The following is a 16,517-nucleotide window of genomic DNA, read 5'->3' on the forward strand; positions in this document are numbered from 1 at the left end:
TTTTAGTTATATTGCGATTTATTTTAATACTAAGCAGATATACATATAACAGTGGATAAGGAGCATCTATCTACTTGCTCATTTTGTTTAATATAGCTGAAATTAGGTTATGGTTAGTTAAAACAACTAAAGCGATGAATTACTTTATTAGCCTAGTTGATTTAGATGATTTTATGGAGTTGTGAAATTTAATGTGTTGTTTCAATATTTAAAACTTGGTTAATTTTATCCATATCAACTTGGTATATTGGTTCACCATTCAATAATATAAAGGGTGTTGCAAATGCATCATAATCAATCATTTCATTTCGATATTGCTGATTAGCAATGTTTTTTTCTATATATTTAAAACCTTTATCAGTTAAATAGTTTTTTATAAAGGTGCAAGGAGGACAATCATTTTGTGTGTAAATGATGATATCAGTCATTCAGCATCAATCCTTTCTACAAAGTCATTTTCTTTAATAGTAAGTGACTTTTAATTATAATTCAAGCTATAAAATTACATGTAATTGGTCATTAATTTGTCACTTAATTCTGAGTTTAACTAATTTTAAAACATAGCCATTGGGTTTATAATGAATGGACGTTGTGATTTTTGTCACAAATAAATTAAAAAGGTGATATTATGGATTCAGTTGAATTAGCTCGTTTTCTAACTGCAATGACACTTGCAGTGCATATCATATTTGCAACAATAGGTGTAGGTGTACCATTGATGTTTGCAGTTGCTGAGTTTTTAGGGATTAAAAAGAATGATCCCCATTATATAACGTTAGCCAAAAGATGGTCTAAAGGTTATACGATTACTGTGGCAGTGGGGGTTGTAACAGGTACGATTATAGGTTTACAACTGTCATTACTATGGCCAACATTTATGCAAATGGGTGGTCATGTGATTGCATTACCATTATTTATGGAAACATTTGCATTTTTCTTTGAAGCGATTTTTTTAAGTATATACTTATATACATGGGATAGATTTAAGGGTAAATGGACGCATTTTTTAATTAGTATACCAGTGATTATTGGAGGTTCTTTCTCTGCCTTCTTTATTACAGCGGTTAATTCATTTATGAATACACCGGCTGGTTTTGAAATTAAAAATGGTAAAATGATAAATGTTGAACCTTGGGTAGCAATGTTTAACGACTCATTTTTAATAAGATCTTTTCACGTTGTAACGACTGCTTTTATGACGATGGCTTTTGTACTAGCTGCCATTGCTGCATTCAAATTAGTGAAAAATAAGTTTAAAAAAGATGCAGAATATCATAAAAAAGCTTTAAAATTAACAATGATACTTGGCGTTGTCTTTACGTTAGGTTCTATGTTGGCAGGAGATTTATCTGCAAAATTTTTACATCAAGAACAACCAGAAAAATTAGCTGCGTATGAATGGCATTTTGATACGGAATCCAATGCTGATTTAGTGCTTTTTGGTTCTTTAAATGAAGAAACACAAGAAGTAACTGGTGCAATTAAAATTCCGAGTCTACTTAGCTTCTTGGCTGATAATAATGTTAATACTAAGGTGAAAGGCTTGGATGAATTTCCAAAAGAACTACATCCACCGATGATTGTCCATTATTATTTCGACTTAATGGTGTCGATGGGCGTGTTCTGTTTAATTGTTTCAGCTGCTTTTGTACTAACATTATGCTTTAAAAAATTACGGAAATTCACTTATTCCAAACCAATGCTATATGGCGCTTTATTAACTGGACCTGCAGCGATGTTGGCAATAGAATTTGGTTGGTTCTTAACGGAACAAGGTCGTCAACCTTGGATTGTGCGTGGTTATCTAAAAGTGGCTGAAGCTGCCACTCAAGCAGGTGGTTTAACGTTCGTAACAATATTATTTGGTATATTATATTTAATATTGATTGTTACTTCTTCTTATGTACTAATAAGGATGTTTAAAAATAAACCAGCATATAAAGAATTTGAAGTAACTTCATCGGAAAGAGGTGATGCATGATGATATTCGCATATATAGGTATCACAGTACTATGGATATTCTTATTTTGTTATATTATTGTTGCATCAATTGATTTTGGTGCTGGTTTCTTTACGTTACATGCTAAATTGACAAAACAAGATAAAAAAATAAACCATTTGATTGCACGTTACCTTAATCCGGTTTGGGAAGTAACGAATGTTTTCTTCGTATTCTTCTTCGTAGGAATGGTTGGGTTTTTCCCAGATTCCGCGATGTATTTTGGTACAGTGTTGCTTTTACCAGCATCAATTGCGTTGATATTGTTGTCCATAAGAGGTGGCTTTTATGCTTTTGAAAACTATGGACCAGACACAAAACTACCATGGCTTGCACTTTATGGTTTAGCAGGATTATTCATACCAGCTGCATTAGCCACTACATTAACGATTTCTGAGGGTGGTTATATTACCGGTTCAAGCAACCATTTAGATTTAAATTGGTTTGAATTATTGTTAAGTCCATATTCATGGTCAGTTGTATTTCTTGCAATCATATCTGTACTTTATATTTCATCTGGATTTTTAACTTATTATGCTTCTAAAGCGAATGATAAACCAGCTTATGATTTATTAAGATACTGGTTCTTATTTTGGGGACCACCAATGATCGCTATTTCATTATTTGTATTCTTATCGTTAAGATTGCAAAATGAAACGCATTTCTATACAGCGGTATTTGATTATTGGTGGATGTTTGCACTCAGCTTTTTATGTTTTGCTGGTACAATGTTACTCACATTGATGAAAAAATGGCATGGTTTTGCATTTGTCTTAGTTATTTTACAAATGGCTTTTGCGTTCTTCGGTTATGGTGTAAGTAAGTTACCATACATTTTATATCCATATATTCGTATAGATGAACATGTTGTGAATAGTGGGATGGCTATTGCTTTAATCATCGCATTTATTTTAGGTTTACTTTTACTAATTCCATCGCTAATATTATTATTGAGATTATTTGTTTTTGATAAAAAATATGTTGAAGGTAAAAAATAGGCGAATATACTTAAATATAGTAGCGATGTTTATTGTTTAAGCTACGGATATTTGATATATTTCAATTATCTTATTTTTGGAGGACGCATATGGATAAAGAATATGTGGTTATAGGTTTAGGTCGTTTTGGCGGTAGTATTGTTAGAGAATTAAATGCTTTAGATATGGATGTTATGGCGATTGATATGGATGAAGCGCGTGTGAATGAATATAGTGATATTGCCACACATGCGGTAATTGCTGACACAACTGACGAAGCTGTGATGAAAAGTTTAGGCATTAGAAATTTTGATCACGTAATTGTTGCAATTGGTGAAAATATTCAATCGAGTACGTTAACGACTTTAATTTTAAAAGAGTTAGGTGTTAAGAAAGTAACGGCAAAAGCTCAAAATGATTATCATGCAAAAATTTTAAATAAAATTGGTGCAGATACCGTTGTTCATCCTGAAAGAGATATGGGTAGGAGAATTGCACATAATGTAGCTAGTGCTAGTGTTTTAGATTATTTAGAACTAGCAGATGAACACTCAATAGTAGAAATTAAAGTTAGTGAAAAAATGGCAGGACAAACCATTATAGAATTAGATATTAGAGCGCAATATGGTATAAGTATTATTGCCATTAAAAGAGGTAGAGACATTATCGTATCTCCAGACCCAAACATAAATATTGAAATTGGGGATATTTTAATTATGATTGGTCATGATAATGACTTAAACCGATTTGAAAAAAAGGTAGTAAGATAAAAATTAATATATGAACTAACGTAGAAGAGGTGGAACAGAACAGTGAGTGATGTCCCACACTCTTCTTTTTTGTGTAAAGTGTATTCTTTAAGGGATTTTGATATTTGTGAATAGACAAGTTATACGAAGGTTCAAACTTAACTTTTAATTAATGTACTCAGTCAAAATAGCAAGTGTTTAATATAAAAATGCCTCATCCATTACAAATGGATGAGGCATTGAGTTTGATTATGATTTGGTTGATTGGTCCGTTTGGTTACCATCATTTTTTTGTTTTTGTTTTGCTTTCTGAGCGATGTTTTTATTATCTTTGTTGTTAGTATCTTTTGTATTTTTGTTTTGAGATTTACTATTGTGTTTTTTTGAATTGTCTTTTTTCTGATTTGGTTTATTTTGTGTTTTTTTATTTTGAGAAGATGTATTATCTTCATTTACCTTCATGATCACTGGTAAAATCATTGGTTTACGTGCAGTTTTTTCAAATAAATACGGCTGTAGTGTTTCAATGATTGATGATTTAATTTGATGCCATTGTATTTCTGGATTTTGATTCAGTTTAGAAATAACATCTGTTTTGATTTTTCTTTGGGCATCATAAATTAATTGACCAGATTCACGCATATAAACAAAACCACGAGAAATGATGTCAGGACCAGATAGTAATTTGTTCGTTTTAAAGTCTATACTAACAACGACGATGACTAGGCCTTCTTCTGACAATAGTTTTCTATCTCGGATAACTACGTTTCCGATATCTCCAATACCGCTACCATCCACTAAAACATTGCCAGATGGTATTCTTCCAGCTTTTCTAGCTGAATTATGTGTTAAAGCTAAAACATCACCGATGTCAAAGATAAACACGTTGTCTGGTTCCACACCACATTCAATTCCTGATTGGCCATGTGCTTTTAACATGCGATATTCACCATGAATTGGGAGGAAGAATTTTGGACGTAACAAGCGTAACATTAATTGTTGATCGCCTTTAGATCCGTGACCAGATGTGTGAATATTTGATACCTTATTGTGTATGACTTCAGCACCTGCTCGGTATAATGCATTTATAGTGCGGTTAATACTTTTAGTATTACCTGGAATAGGTGAAGAACTAAATACTACAGTGTCTTCTGGAATAATTTTAATTTGTTTGTGTGTACCATTAGCAATTCTTGATAGAGCCGCCATTGGTTCACCTTGTGACCCAGTACATAAAATTAGTAATTCATGTTTAGGCACACTATTAATTTTATTTGGTTCTATAAAAGTTTCAGGTGGTGCTTTAATATAACCGAGTTCCATACCAATTTTAATATTGTTTTCCATTGAGCGACCAAAAGTTACAATTTTACGATTGTGTTTAATTGCAGCTTCAACAGCTTGTTGAACACGATAGATATTAGATGCAAAAGTAGCAAAGATGATTCTACCGCTACAATTACGGAATATCTTTTCAACATTTTGGCCAACTTCACGCTCACTCAATGTAAAGTCAGGAACTAATGAATTGGTAGAGTCTGAAAGTAAACAAAGGACACCTTCTTCTCCAAGTTTTGCCATCTTCGCAATATTTGCTGGTTCACCAACTGGTGTAAAGTCAAATTTGAAATCACCAGTATGAACAATATTGCCTTCTGGTGTATTAACGATAACACCATATGATTCTGGGATACTATGTGTTGTTAAATAGAATGAAACTTCGAAATGTTTAGATTTAATAACAGAACTTTCTTCGATTTCAACAAGTTCTGTTGTTCTTAACAAGTGATGTTCTTCTAATTTATTTCTGATTAAACCTAAAGCTAATGGTCCACCATATATAGGCACGTTTATTTGTTTTAATAGGTAGGGCACACCACCTATATGGTCTTCGTGGCCGTGTGTTATGAACAGACCAACTATTTTGTCTTGATTCTGTTCTAAATAAGTAATGTCAGGAATCACGTAATCAATTCCTAATAAATTATCATCAGGGAATTTGATACCTGCATCTATAATTACGATTTCATCCTGATATTCTACGGCATAAGTGTTTTTTCCGATTTCACCTAAGCCACCAAGGGCATATACCGCAACTTCATTTTTATGAATTTGTTTCATTACTCAGCTTGCTCCACATTAAAATGATCTGATTGTTTTTCATATTCTAAATGTGCGCCCTCAAGTTTAGTAATAAACTCGATATTGTAATTACGGTCTTTCAAATATCTTCTTACTTGTTCTTCTGATTGAGCTTCAACATAAATTGTTTGTGTGTGTTCTCTTACGACTACTTCATCTTTGTTATGTTGAAAAAATACTTTAAATACTGCCATTATATCTATTTCCTCCTAAGTTTTAGTTAGATTATTTATATAAACCCTGAAATGTATAATATTTTGTGAGTTTCTCAATTTTAAATAAAATAAATTTCACTAAAAGTGAATTGAAACTACGTTTTATATAAAGAGAACATATGAGCAGTTGCCCAGTATGTTTCTAGGGTCATTTTAAATTCGTTCGTATAGAAAAATACAAATAGAACATATTCGTATGTTTTCAGTTATTTCTCATTTTACATGATGTAGTAGAATAAATAAAGCAGTTTTATTTTCTGCTAAAGCTTAATATGTAGAAAAAAGTGATTCACTTTATAAAAGGTATTTAACTAAGTAAATTTAGGCTACATATATTCAAATATTAAATGAATCATCATATAGCTTGAGTCAATAATAAAAATTAATTATGATTAAAAGGAAATATAATAATTAATAATTTAAAATAGAAAGTAATAGTAGAAAGTAATAAAGACGAGATGAGGATGATTGCTATGGATAAAGTGAAGCGTATTGTTGAAGATATTAAAAGTGAGAAACAACGAACTGACAAGGTCTTTCAAGATATTACATTTGAAATACGTGCGGAACAAGTTATCATGTTTTTCAATTATAATGAAATCATTGACACTGTAAATGAAGATCAAAATTATGTGAAACACAATCATGACCCTGTATTTATTGATATTCAAGAATTAAATGCTTTGAAAAAAGAGTTACAAGAGCTCAATATTATATACCATGAAAGAAGAGACGACTTTATGTAAAAAGAACTGTTAGTAAGCGTACGCGATTGGCACGTTTACTAACAGTTCTTTTTTTATACTTCTACTGCATCTTCATGAGGTTGCAATGGATGTTCTGAATCTATGTGATCATAAAACATGATGCCATTAATATGATCTATTTCATGTTGAACTACAACGGCTGGATAACCCTTTAAACGTAATTTGACATCGTTACCATCTATATCTTTTGCTTTAACAGTAACTCTATATTTACGGTGTACTAGGCCTGGTATATTTTCGTCTACGCTTAAGCACCCTTCACCAGTAGGTAGATAAGCTTCTTGAATGCTATGACTCATAATTTTAGGATTCACTAACATCAAGTCATAACTTTTACCTTCGCCATCATCCGGTAAATAAACCGCAATCATTTTTTTAGAAATATTAATCTGTGGCGCTGCAAGTCCGACACCAGAACGAAGACCATATTTATTAGCAGTTTCTTCATCTTGACTATTTATTAAAAATGTTCTCATAGCTTTTAATGTTTCTCTATCTTCATTTGATAATGGAACCTCGACATCTTTAGCTTTTTCGCGTAGCGTAGGATGTCCATCTCGAATTATATCTTTCATTGTTAACATTTGTTCATACACCTTCCTTAATATAAAATATACCAAAGATTACCAAATAAAATACAGTAATTCATTTGATTTATTAAAATTTATTATATAATATAGCACACGAAAAAGGAGGATTTTTCAAAATGAAATTTAAATATGGTATTGGTGCCATACTAGCTTCCACAGTACTTATAGCTGGATGTACAACGGATAAAGGTGAGATTAAAGATTACAATGAAAAGATACAACAAGCATTTGATGAAGAAAAGCCTGTTTCTTCAGTAGGCAAAAAACTTAACGAACTAGAGCAAGAAAAACAAAAACTTGTGAAAAAAATCAATGGTAAAGACCAACAAGAAGCAAAACAAACTTCTGAAAAAATTGTAGATAATGTTGAGAAAAGAAAAAAAGAATTTAAAAAAGAAGAAAATGCTTTAGAAAATTCAGAAGAAGCGTTTAAAAAAGCTCAAAAACATTTAGATAATATTAGTGACAAAGATAAGAAAAAAGAAGTGAAAGAGTTAAATGATGCTTTGAAAGATAAATATAAGGCACATGATAACTATGCAAATTCATATAAAAATATTATGAATAAAGAAAAAGATTTATTTGAATATGGCTCACGTGATCAAGCTAATCAAGAAGAAATGAATAAAAAAACAGAAGCTGTATCCAAATCATATAAAACTATGGACAAATCATTTAATAAATACAAAGACGCAATGGAAAAAGTAAATAAAGAAAAACAAGATGTTGATAATTTAAATTAACATGAAAATGCTATTAATTTGAAATTTAATGTAAATAACTATAGCATTATAAATGAGGGCGCTTACATTCATTTGAACATTGACGCTTTGAAACTTGAGAATAATATAGTACAGCAAGTTTGAAATTAGTGATACAGTTTTAAAACTGTACCTATTTACTGTATTACAGAACTTTTCATATTTGTTTAACAGTGAAACAGTTTTGTGATACAATGTTAAAGGATAAAATGAATTTCTATTATACGGGAAAGGTATGGTGAATTGAATGGCTCCGAAATTAAAAGCCCAATTCGATGCAGAGAAAGTATTGAAAGATACTGAATCTCAATTTGAAATGATCCAAATTTTGGATGAAGACGGTAATATCGTTAATGAAGATCTAGTACCTGATTTATCAGACGAGCAATTAGTAGAATTAATGGAAAGAATGGTTTGGACACGTATTCTTGATCAACGTTCTATTTCTTTAAATAGACAAGGGAGATTAGGATTCTATGCACCTACTGCTGGACAAGAAGCTTCACAATTAGCTTCACAATACGCATTAGAGCAAGAAGACTTTATTCTTCCTGGTTATCGTGACGTACCACAATTAATTTGGCAAGGTTTGCCATTAACTGAAGCGTTTTTATTCTCTAGAGGCCACTTCAAAGGAAATAGAATGCCTGAGGGTGTTAATGCACTAAGCCCACAAATTATTATCGGTGCACAATATGTACAAACTGCTGGTGTTGCACTTGGACTTAAAAAACGTGGGAAACAAGCTGTAGCAATCACGTATACTGGTGATGGTGGTTCTTCACAAGGTGATTTCTATGAAGGTATTAACTTCGCTTCAGCTTACAAAGCGCCAGCAATTTTTGTGATTCAAAATAATAACTATGCGATTTCTACGCCACGTAGTAAACAAACAGCTGCTGAAACATTAGCTCAAAAAGCGATTTCAGTAGGTATTCCTGGCATACAAGTAGATGGAATGGATGCACTTGCAGTATATCAAGCAACTAAAGAAGCGCGTGATCGTGCTGTGAACGGTGAGGGTCCAACACTTATTGAAACAATTACTTATCGTTATGGTCCACATACAATGGCTGGTGACGATCCAACGAAATACAGAACTTCAGACGAAGATTCTGAATGGGAGAAAAAAGATCCGTTAGTTCGTTTTAGAAAACATCTAGAAAATAAAGGTCTATGGACTGAAGAGAAAGAAAACGAAGTAATCGATCGTGCGAAAGCTGAAATTAAAACTGCTATTAAAGAAGCGGATAATACAGAAAAACAAACAGTTACAGACTTAATGGAAAATATGTATGAAGAAATGCCTCAACATTTAGCAGAACAATATGAAATCTACAAAGAGAAGGAGTCGAAGTAACCGATGGCACAAATGACAATGGTTCAAGCGATTAACAATGCGCTTAAAACCGAATTACAAAATGATGAAAATGTCTTACTTTTCGGTGAAGACGTCGGTGTTAACGGTGGTGTATTCCGTGTAACTGAAGGATTACAAAAAGAATTCGGTGAAGACCGTGTATTTGATACACCTCTAGCTGAATCTGGAATTGGTGGCTTAGCTTTAGGTTTAACTACACAAGGCTACCGTCCAGTAATGGAAATCCAATTCTTAGGATTCGTATTTGAAGTATTTGACTCTGTTGCAGGTCAAATTGCACGTACACGTTTCCGTTCTGGTAACTCAAAACAAGCACCAGTAACAATTCGTGCTCCATTTGGTGGTGGTGTCCATACTCCAGAACTACACGCAGATAATTTAGAAGGTATCTTAGCGCAATCACCAGGATTGAATGTAGTTATTCCATCAAGCCCTTATGACGCAAAAGGATTATTAATTTCTGCAATTAGAAGTAATGACCCAGTTGTATATTTAGAGCACATGAAATTGTATCGTTCTTTCCGTGAAGAAGTTCCAGAAGAAGAGTATACAATTGAAATTGGTAAAGCAAGTGTCAAACAAGAAGGTAATGACATTACTTTAATTGCTTACGGTGCCATGGTACAAGAATCATTAAAAGCTGCTGAAGAGTTAGAAAAAGATGGTCATTCAGTGGAAGTGATTGATTTACGTACGGTACAACCAATCGACTTAGAAACGTTAGTTGCTTCAGTAGAAAAAACTGGACGTGCAGTTGTAGTTCAAGAAGCACAACGCCAAGCTGGTGTTGGAGCAACAGTTGCTTCTGAATTAGCTGAACGTGCAATCCTATCATTAGAAGCACCAATTGCTCGTGTAGCTGCTGCTGATACCGTTTATCCGTTTACTCAAGCAGAAAATGTTTGGTTACCAAACAAAAACGATATCATTGAAAAAGCAAAAGCAACATTAGAATTTTAATAAATATTAATAAGTTTGGGATAGCTTTTGAAATGTTATCCCAGCTTCAATTATTAATAATAAAACAGCATGAGATTGCGAATCATAAGTTCCGTTCTCATTTTCTAATTTTTGACTAAATATGAATTTTTAGGAGGATAATAACGTGGCATTTGAATTTAAATTACCCGATATTGGTGAAGGTATCCACGAAGGTGAAATTGTAAAATGGTTTGTTAAAGCTGGAGATAATATCGAAGAAGATGATGTTTTAGCTGAAGTACAGAATGACAAATCTGTAGTAGAAATCCCATCACCTGTGTCAGGTACAGTAGAGGAAGTACTTGTAGATGAGGGTACAGTAGCTGTTGTCGGCGATACAATTGTTAAAATTGACGCACCTGATGCAGAAGATATGGAATTTAAAGGTAGCGATAGCAGTGAATCTGCAGAAGAAACAGAAGCAGAACCTGCTAAAGAAGAAAGTTCTGAAGCAGCAACGACACAATCATCAGCTGATGCAGATGTAGATGAAAACAAACGTGTTAAAGCAATGCCTTCAGTACGTAAATATGCACGTGAAAATGGTGTGAACATTAAAGCCGTTGTAGCTTCAGGTAAAAATGGACGTACAACGAAAGAAGACATTGATGCATACTTAAATGGAGATGCAAGTGCAGCTTCAACTGAGAGCGCACCTGAAACTTCAGAAGAAACTTCTGCGAGCGCAGCACAATCAGCGCCAGTTTCTAGTGAAGGAGAATTCCCAGAAACAACAGAAAAAATTCCTGCTATGCGTAAAGCAATTGCAAAAGCAATGGTGAATTCTAAACACACTGCACCTCACGTTACTTTAATGGATGAAATCGATGTTCAAGAATTATGGGATCACCGTAAAAAATTCAAAGAAGTAGCAGCTGAGCAAGGTACTAAATTAACATTCTTACCTTACGTTGTGAAAGCACTCGTTTCTGCGCTTAAAAAATATCCAGCGCTTAACACAGAATTTAATGAAGAAGCTGGCGAAATTGTACACAAACATTATTGGAATATTGGTATCGCAGCAGATACAGACAGAGGTTTATTAGTCCCTGTTGTAAAACATGCTGATCGTAAATCTATGTTCCAAATTTCAGATGAGATTAATGAATTAGCTGTAAAAGCACGCGATGGTAAATTAACTTCAGATGAAATGAAAGGTGCTACTTGTACTATTAGTAATATTGGATCAGCAGGTGGACAATGGTTTACACCAGTGATAAATCATCCAGAAGTAGCTATCTTAGGTATTGGTCGTATTGCCCAAAAACCTATCGTTAAAGATGGTGAAATTGTAGCTGCGCCAGTATTATCATTATCATTAAGCTTTGACCATAGACAAATCGATGGTGCTACTGGACAAAATGCAATGAACCATATCAAGCGTTTATTAAATAATCCAGAATTATTATTAATGGAGGGGTAAAACATGGTAGTTGGAGATTTCCCAATTGAAACAGATACTATTGTAATCGGAGCAGGACCTGGAGGATATGTTGCAGCAATTCGTGCAGCACAATTAGGTCAAAAAGTAACAATCGTTGAAAAAGGCGAATTAGGCGGTGTATGTCTTAACGTTGGATGTATTCCATCAAAAGCATTATTACACGCATCTCACCGTTATGATGAAACTAAAAACTCTGAAAATTTAGGTGTTATTGCTGAAAGTGTTTCACTTAAATTTGACAAAGTTCAAGAATTCAAACAGTCAGTCGTTAAGAAATTAACAGGTGGCGTTGAAGGATTATTAAAAGGTAATAAAGTAGAGATTGTTAAAGGTGAAGCTTATTTCGTAGATAACAACAGTTTACGTGTTATGGATGAGAAGAGCGCTCAAACTTATAACTTTAAACATGCAATTATTGCAACTGGTTCAAGACCAATTGAAATTCCTAATTTCGAATTTGGCAATCGCGTTATTGATTCAACTGGTGCTTTAAATTTACAAGAAGTTCCTGGTAAATTAGTAGTAGTTGGTGGCGGTTATATCGGTTCAGAACTAGGTACTGCTTTTGCTAACTTTGGTTCAGAAGTTACTATTTTAGAAGGTGCTAAAGATATCTTAGGTGGCTTCGAAAAACAAATGACACAACCTGTTAAAAAAGGTATGAAAGAAAAAGGCGTTGAAATTGTTACTGAAGCAATGGCTAAATCTGCTGAAGAAACAGACAACGGTGTTAAAGTAACTTACGAAGTTAAAGGTGAAGAACAAACGATTGATGCTGATTATGTATTAGTTACTGTAGGTCGTCGTCCAAACACTGATGAATTAGGCTTAGAAGAATTAGGTCTTAAATTCGCAGATCGTGGATTATTAGAAGTAGACAAACAAAGCCGTACTTCTATCGACAACATTTTCGCAATTGGTGATATCGTTCCGGGGCTGCCATTAGCTCATAAAGCGAGCTATGAAGCGAAAGTAGCTGCTGAGGTTATTTCTGGAGAAGCATCAGAAGTGGATTACATTGGTATGCCAGCTGTATGTTTCACTGAACCAGAATTAGCACAAGTAGGTTACACTGAAGCCCAAGCAAAAGAAGAAGGATTAGAAGTTACAGCTTCTAAATTCCCTTATGCAGCTAACGGTCGTGCCTTATCATTAGATGACACAACTGGATTTGTTAAATTGTTAACACTTAAAGAAGATAATACACTTGTTGGTGCGCAAGTAGTTGGTACTGGTGCTTCTGATATTATCTCTGAATTAGGTTTAGCAATTGAATCTGGTATGAATGCTGAAGATTTAGCATTAACTGTACATGCTCACCCAACTTTAGGTGAAATGTCTATGGAAGCTGCTGAAAAAGCTTTAGGTTTACCAATTCATACAATGTAATAATTTATAAGCACAAATTGTTATGCTTTAGACGTTTTAACTTAAGTGATTAGGAAGTATGAACAGGAACACTGTTCTCGCACTTCCAAGTCAATGTTCAAACATTTAAAGGATATAACAAATAAAAAGGGCGGGAATAAGAAATCAATTTAATATATTGGTTTCTGTCCCGCTCTTTTTTTACTTTTTTAAAATTTTGATAACTACTTGTTAACAAAAGGGAGTGTAATGATATGGAATATTCATATCCTATTGATCTTGAATGGACAAATGAAGAAATGATGCAAGTGGTAACTTTTTTTAATGCCATTGAGCAATACTACGAATCAAAAGTTGAGGGCAAGCTTTTGTTAGAACGCTACAGTCAATTTAAAAAAATAGTTCCAGGTAAAGCTCAAGAAAAGCAAATATTTAAAGAATTTGAGAAGCAAAGTGGCTATAATAGCTACAAAGCTGTAAAATCAGTCAAAGATGCTTCTAACCAAAAATATTTTAGCTCAGAATAAATTTAACTATTGTCATATTAGCCATATTTTGATACTTTTATTAAGCACTAAACATAATGTTTGATAAAAGTAAACAAAATATGGTTTTTTTGTGCAGAGCATGCTAACGTTGTGATTAACAATTAAGCTTTAAATGTGTAAAAGTAGAAGTTATAAAATAAGGTGACAAAATGAAGATAGGGAAAAAATTAAAAAATCTAAGAAATATTAAACAACTTACTCAAAGTGAGTTAGCAGAACGTACAGATTTATCTAAAGGATATGTCTCGCAAATAGAAAGTGAACACGCTTCACCAAGTATGGAAACTTTTTTTAATATTTTAGAAGTGTTAGGTACGACCCCTCGTGAATTTTTTAATGATTCAGCGAATACTAAGGTGTTATATAAGAAAAATGAGCAAATTCACTATGATGAATCTGATAGAGGATATTTATTGAATTGGCCAATTACACAATCAAATAATTTCGAAATGGAACCTTTAATACTTACTTTAAGACCTAATGCATCTTATAAAAGTTTTGATCCTTCAGATTCCGACACATTCATATATTGTTTACAAGGTGAGGTTTCGCTTTTATTAGGGAGTGACTATTATCACGCTGAAGAAGGGGACGCGTTATATTTTAAAGCAAACCAAATACATAGGTTAAAGAACCTTACGTCACAAGATGTGAAAGTGATGGTTGTTGCAACAGCATCATATTTATAGGAGGACAATACATGAACCCTTTATTGACATTTGAATCGGTAAGCAAAGCTTACGATGGAACTCAAATATTAGATAACATAGATTTAAATATTGAATCTGGACATTTTTATACACTATTAGGTCCATCTGGTTGTGGCAAAACTACAATTCTCAAATTGATTGCAGGCTTTGAACAAGTTGATCATGGCCAAATCATTTATCAAGGAAAATCAATTAATCAAGTTCCTGCTAATAAGAGAAAAGTAAATACAGTTTTTCAAGATTATGCACTCTTTCCGCATTTGACTGTATTTGATAACATCGCATTTGGATTAAAAATAAAAAAATTAAACAAGGAAGTCATTAAAACTAAGGTACAAGAAGCTTTAAAATTAGTGAAATTAACTGGCTTTGAAAACAGAATGATAGAAGGCATGAGTGGCGGACAAAAGCAAAGAATTGCGATTGCGCGTGCTATTGTAAATGAACCTGAGATTTTACTTCTAGATGAATCATTATCAGCACTAGATTTAAAACTAAGAACTGAAATGCAATATGAATTAAGAGAAATTCAATCTAGATTAGGCATTACATTTATATTTGTAACACATGATCAAGAAGAAGCATTGGCACTAAGTGACTATATATTTGTAATGAAAGATGGAAAAATACAACAATTTGGTACGCCGATTGATATTTATGATGAACCAGTAAATCGATTTGTTGCTGATTTTATTGGGGAATCTAATATTTTGCAAGGTACGATGGTCAAAGATTATGTCGTTAATATTTACGATCAATCATTTAAGTGTGTTGATATGGGAATTCCGAGTCAACAACAAGTTGAAGTCGTTATCAGACCAGAAGACATTGCATTAGTATCTCCTGGGGACGGGTTATTTGAAGTGACTGTTGAATCCATGTTATTTAGAGGTGTGCACTACGAAATCAATTGTGTAGATAGAAAAGGTTATGAGTGGATGGTGCATTCAACAAAGAAAACTGAAGTAGGCAGTAAAGTAGGTTTATATTTTGAACCAGAAGCGATTCATATTATGGTACCGGGTGAAACTGAAGCAGAATTTGATAAACGCATTAATAGTTATGAGGTAAATGATAATGCGTAAAATAAATAGATTTTTATTTATACCATACATTTTGTGGATGATTTTATTTATTGTTGTGCCAGTTATTTTGTTAATTTATTTTTCTATGATTGATATCCATGGTGATTTTAGTTTAGAAAATTATAAACAAATGATGACAACCAAATATTTTTTGATGTTATGGGACTCTGTATTGTACGCTGTACTTATTACGTTGACTACATTACTTATTAGTTATCCAGCGGCGTATTTTATTCGTACATCAAAACATCAGAATGTATGGTTATTGATATTAATTATACCTACTTGGATTAATTTACTTCTAAAGACCTATGCATTTATCGGGTTGTTCAGTCATGATGGTATTATCAACCGAATATTATATAGTTTACACTTACCTAGAACGGAACTGTTATTTACAGGACCAGCGTTTATAATTGTAGCAAGTTATATTTATATTCCATTTATGATTTTACCAATTTTTAATAATATGAAAGACATACCAAATAATTTATTACAAGCTTCAAGTGATTTAGGTGCTAGTCGTTTAGCCACTTTTAAAAAAGTAATCATGCCTTTAACTAAACGAGGTGTATTAACTGGAGTGCAAGTTACATTTATTCCTGCACTTTCTTTGTTTATGATTACAAGGTTAATTGCTGGAAATAAAGTGATTAATATTGGAACGGCGATAGAGGAACAATTTCTTGTAATTCAAAATTATGGAATGGGTTCTACAATTGCATTATTTCTCATTCTCTTTATGGCATTTGTCTTAATCATCACAAATAATAAATCTACAAATGGAAAAGGGTGAATCA

Annotated in this window: 17 protein-coding genes; 13 read left to right on the forward strand and 4 right to left on the reverse strand. The window is 32.9% G+C overall.

Annotated elements, in window-relative coordinates:
• Nucleotides 1–188: 188 nt before the first annotated feature.
• Nucleotides 189–428, reverse strand: coding sequence for a glutaredoxin family protein (locus HMPREF2586_RS08255; protein WP_046207881.1), 240 nt, complete (start codon nt 426–428; stop codon nt 189–191).
• 200 nt (nt 429–628) lie between these two features.
• Here HMPREF2586_RS08255 and HMPREF2586_RS08260 point away from each other — a divergent pair, with 200 nt between their 5' ends.
• From HMPREF2586_RS08260 to HMPREF2586_RS08270, 3 genes are all read left to right on the forward strand, one after another.
• Entirely contained in the window at nt 629–1,981 is a 1,353-nt protein-coding gene (locus HMPREF2586_RS08260) for a cytochrome ubiquinol oxidase subunit I (RefSeq protein ID WP_064209106.1), read from the forward strand.
• The gene (locus HMPREF2586_RS08265; protein ID WP_046207932.1) at nt 1,981–2,997 is read left to right on the forward strand and encodes a cytochrome d ubiquinol oxidase subunit II; all 1,017 of its coding nucleotides are present in this window, start codon (nt 1,981–1,983) and stop codon (nt 2,995–2,997) included. The genes HMPREF2586_RS08260 and HMPREF2586_RS08265 overlap by 1 nt, the downstream gene beginning before the upstream one ends.
• A gap of 89 nt (nt 2,998–3,086) precedes the next feature.
• Complete coding sequence (locus tag HMPREF2586_RS08270) at nt 3,087–3,746, forward strand: potassium channel family protein (protein ID WP_019467854.1); 660 nt, start codon at nt 3,087–3,089, stop codon at nt 3,744–3,746.
• Between the two features lie 228 nt (nt 3,747–3,974).
• On the opposite strand, the gene rnjA is transcribed toward HMPREF2586_RS08270, so the two are convergent.
• Nucleotides 3,975–5,846, reverse strand: coding sequence for a ribonuclease J1 (gene rnjA / locus HMPREF2586_RS08275; RefSeq protein ID WP_064209105.1), 1,872 nt, complete (start codon nt 5,844–5,846; stop codon nt 3,975–3,977).
• Nucleotides 5,846–6,061 carry a DNA-dependent RNA polymerase subunit epsilon gene (locus HMPREF2586_RS08280; RefSeq protein ID WP_046207878.1) on the reverse strand — a complete coding sequence of 72 codons (216 nt, stop codon included), beginning with the start codon at nt 6,059–6,061 and terminating at the stop codon, nt 5,846–5,848. Before HMPREF2586_RS08280 ends, rnjA begins: the two co-directional genes overlap by 1 nt.
• Before the next feature lie 494 nt (nt 6,062–6,555).
• Here HMPREF2586_RS08280 and HMPREF2586_RS08285 point away from each other — a divergent pair, with 494 nt between their 5' ends.
• The gene (locus tag HMPREF2586_RS08285) at nt 6,556–6,828 is read left to right on the forward strand and encodes a hypothetical protein (protein WP_064209104.1); all 273 of its coding nucleotides are present in this window, start codon (nt 6,556–6,558) and stop codon (nt 6,826–6,828) included.
• A 53-nt stretch (nt 6,829–6,881) separates the two neighbouring features.
• Here the strand turns inward: HMPREF2586_RS08285 and def are convergent, their stop codons facing one another.
• The gene (gene def / locus HMPREF2586_RS08290; protein WP_046207876.1) at nt 6,882–7,433 is read right to left on the reverse strand and encodes a peptide deformylase; all 552 of its coding nucleotides are present in this window, start codon (nt 7,431–7,433) and stop codon (nt 6,882–6,884) included.
• A 122-nt stretch (nt 7,434–7,555) separates the two neighbouring features.
• Between def and HMPREF2586_RS08295 the strand changes: the two genes are divergently transcribed.
• From HMPREF2586_RS08295 to HMPREF2586_RS08335, 9 genes are all read left to right on the forward strand, one after another.
• Complete coding sequence (locus HMPREF2586_RS08295; RefSeq protein WP_046207875.1) at nt 7,556–8,182, forward strand: YkyA family protein; 627 nt, start codon at nt 7,556–7,558, stop codon at nt 8,180–8,182.
• Nucleotides 8,183–8,447: 265 nt separating this feature from the next.
• A complete protein-coding gene (gene pdhA / locus HMPREF2586_RS08300; protein ID WP_046207874.1) occupies nt 8,448–9,560 on the forward strand; it encodes a pyruvate dehydrogenase (acetyl-transferring) E1 component subunit alpha in 1,113 nt (370 codons plus the stop codon).
• Between the two features lie 3 nt (nt 9,561–9,563).
• Nucleotides 9,564–10,541, forward strand: a complete 978-nt coding sequence (locus tag HMPREF2586_RS08305; protein ID WP_046207873.1) for an alpha-ketoacid dehydrogenase subunit beta — start codon at nt 9,564–9,566, stop codon at nt 10,539–10,541.
• 145 nt (nt 10,542–10,686) lie between these two features.
• Nucleotides 10,687–11,985 carry a dihydrolipoamide acetyltransferase family protein gene (locus tag HMPREF2586_RS08310; RefSeq protein WP_070658342.1) on the forward strand — a complete coding sequence of 433 codons (1,299 nt, stop codon included), beginning with the start codon at nt 10,687–10,689 and terminating at the stop codon, nt 11,983–11,985.
• Nucleotides 11,986–11,988: 3 nt separating this feature from the next.
• The gene (gene lpdA, locus HMPREF2586_RS08315; protein ID WP_046207871.1) at nt 11,989–13,395 is read left to right on the forward strand and encodes a dihydrolipoyl dehydrogenase; all 1,407 of its coding nucleotides are present in this window, start codon (nt 11,989–11,991) and stop codon (nt 13,393–13,395) included.
• 233 nt (nt 13,396–13,628) lie between these two features.
• Nucleotides 13,629–13,901: a UPF0223 family protein gene (locus tag HMPREF2586_RS08320; protein WP_070658344.1), complete on the forward strand. Its 273-nt coding sequence runs from the start codon at nt 13,629–13,631 to the stop codon at nt 13,899–13,901.
• A 170-nt stretch (nt 13,902–14,071) separates the two neighbouring features.
• Nucleotides 14,072–14,611 carry a helix-turn-helix domain-containing protein gene (locus HMPREF2586_RS08325; protein ID WP_064209102.1) on the forward strand — a complete coding sequence of 180 codons (540 nt, stop codon included), beginning with the start codon at nt 14,072–14,074 and terminating at the stop codon, nt 14,609–14,611.
• Between the two features lie 11 nt (nt 14,612–14,622).
• On the forward strand, nt 14,623–15,717 hold the full coding sequence (locus tag HMPREF2586_RS08330; RefSeq protein ID WP_064209101.1) for an ABC transporter ATP-binding protein: 1,095 nt from the start codon (nt 14,623–14,625) through the stop codon (nt 15,715–15,717).
• Nucleotides 15,710–16,513: an ABC transporter permease gene (locus HMPREF2586_RS08335; protein ID WP_070658346.1), complete on the forward strand. Its 804-nt coding sequence runs from the start codon at nt 15,710–15,712 to the stop codon at nt 16,511–16,513. The genes HMPREF2586_RS08330 and HMPREF2586_RS08335 overlap by 8 nt, the downstream gene beginning before the upstream one ends.
• Nucleotides 16,514–16,517: the final 4 nt, after the last annotated feature.

The organism is Staphylococcus sp. HMSC034G07 (assembly GCF_001835975.1).
Classification (GTDB): Bacteria; Bacillota; Bacilli; order Staphylococcales; family Staphylococcaceae; genus Staphylococcus; species Staphylococcus ureilyticus.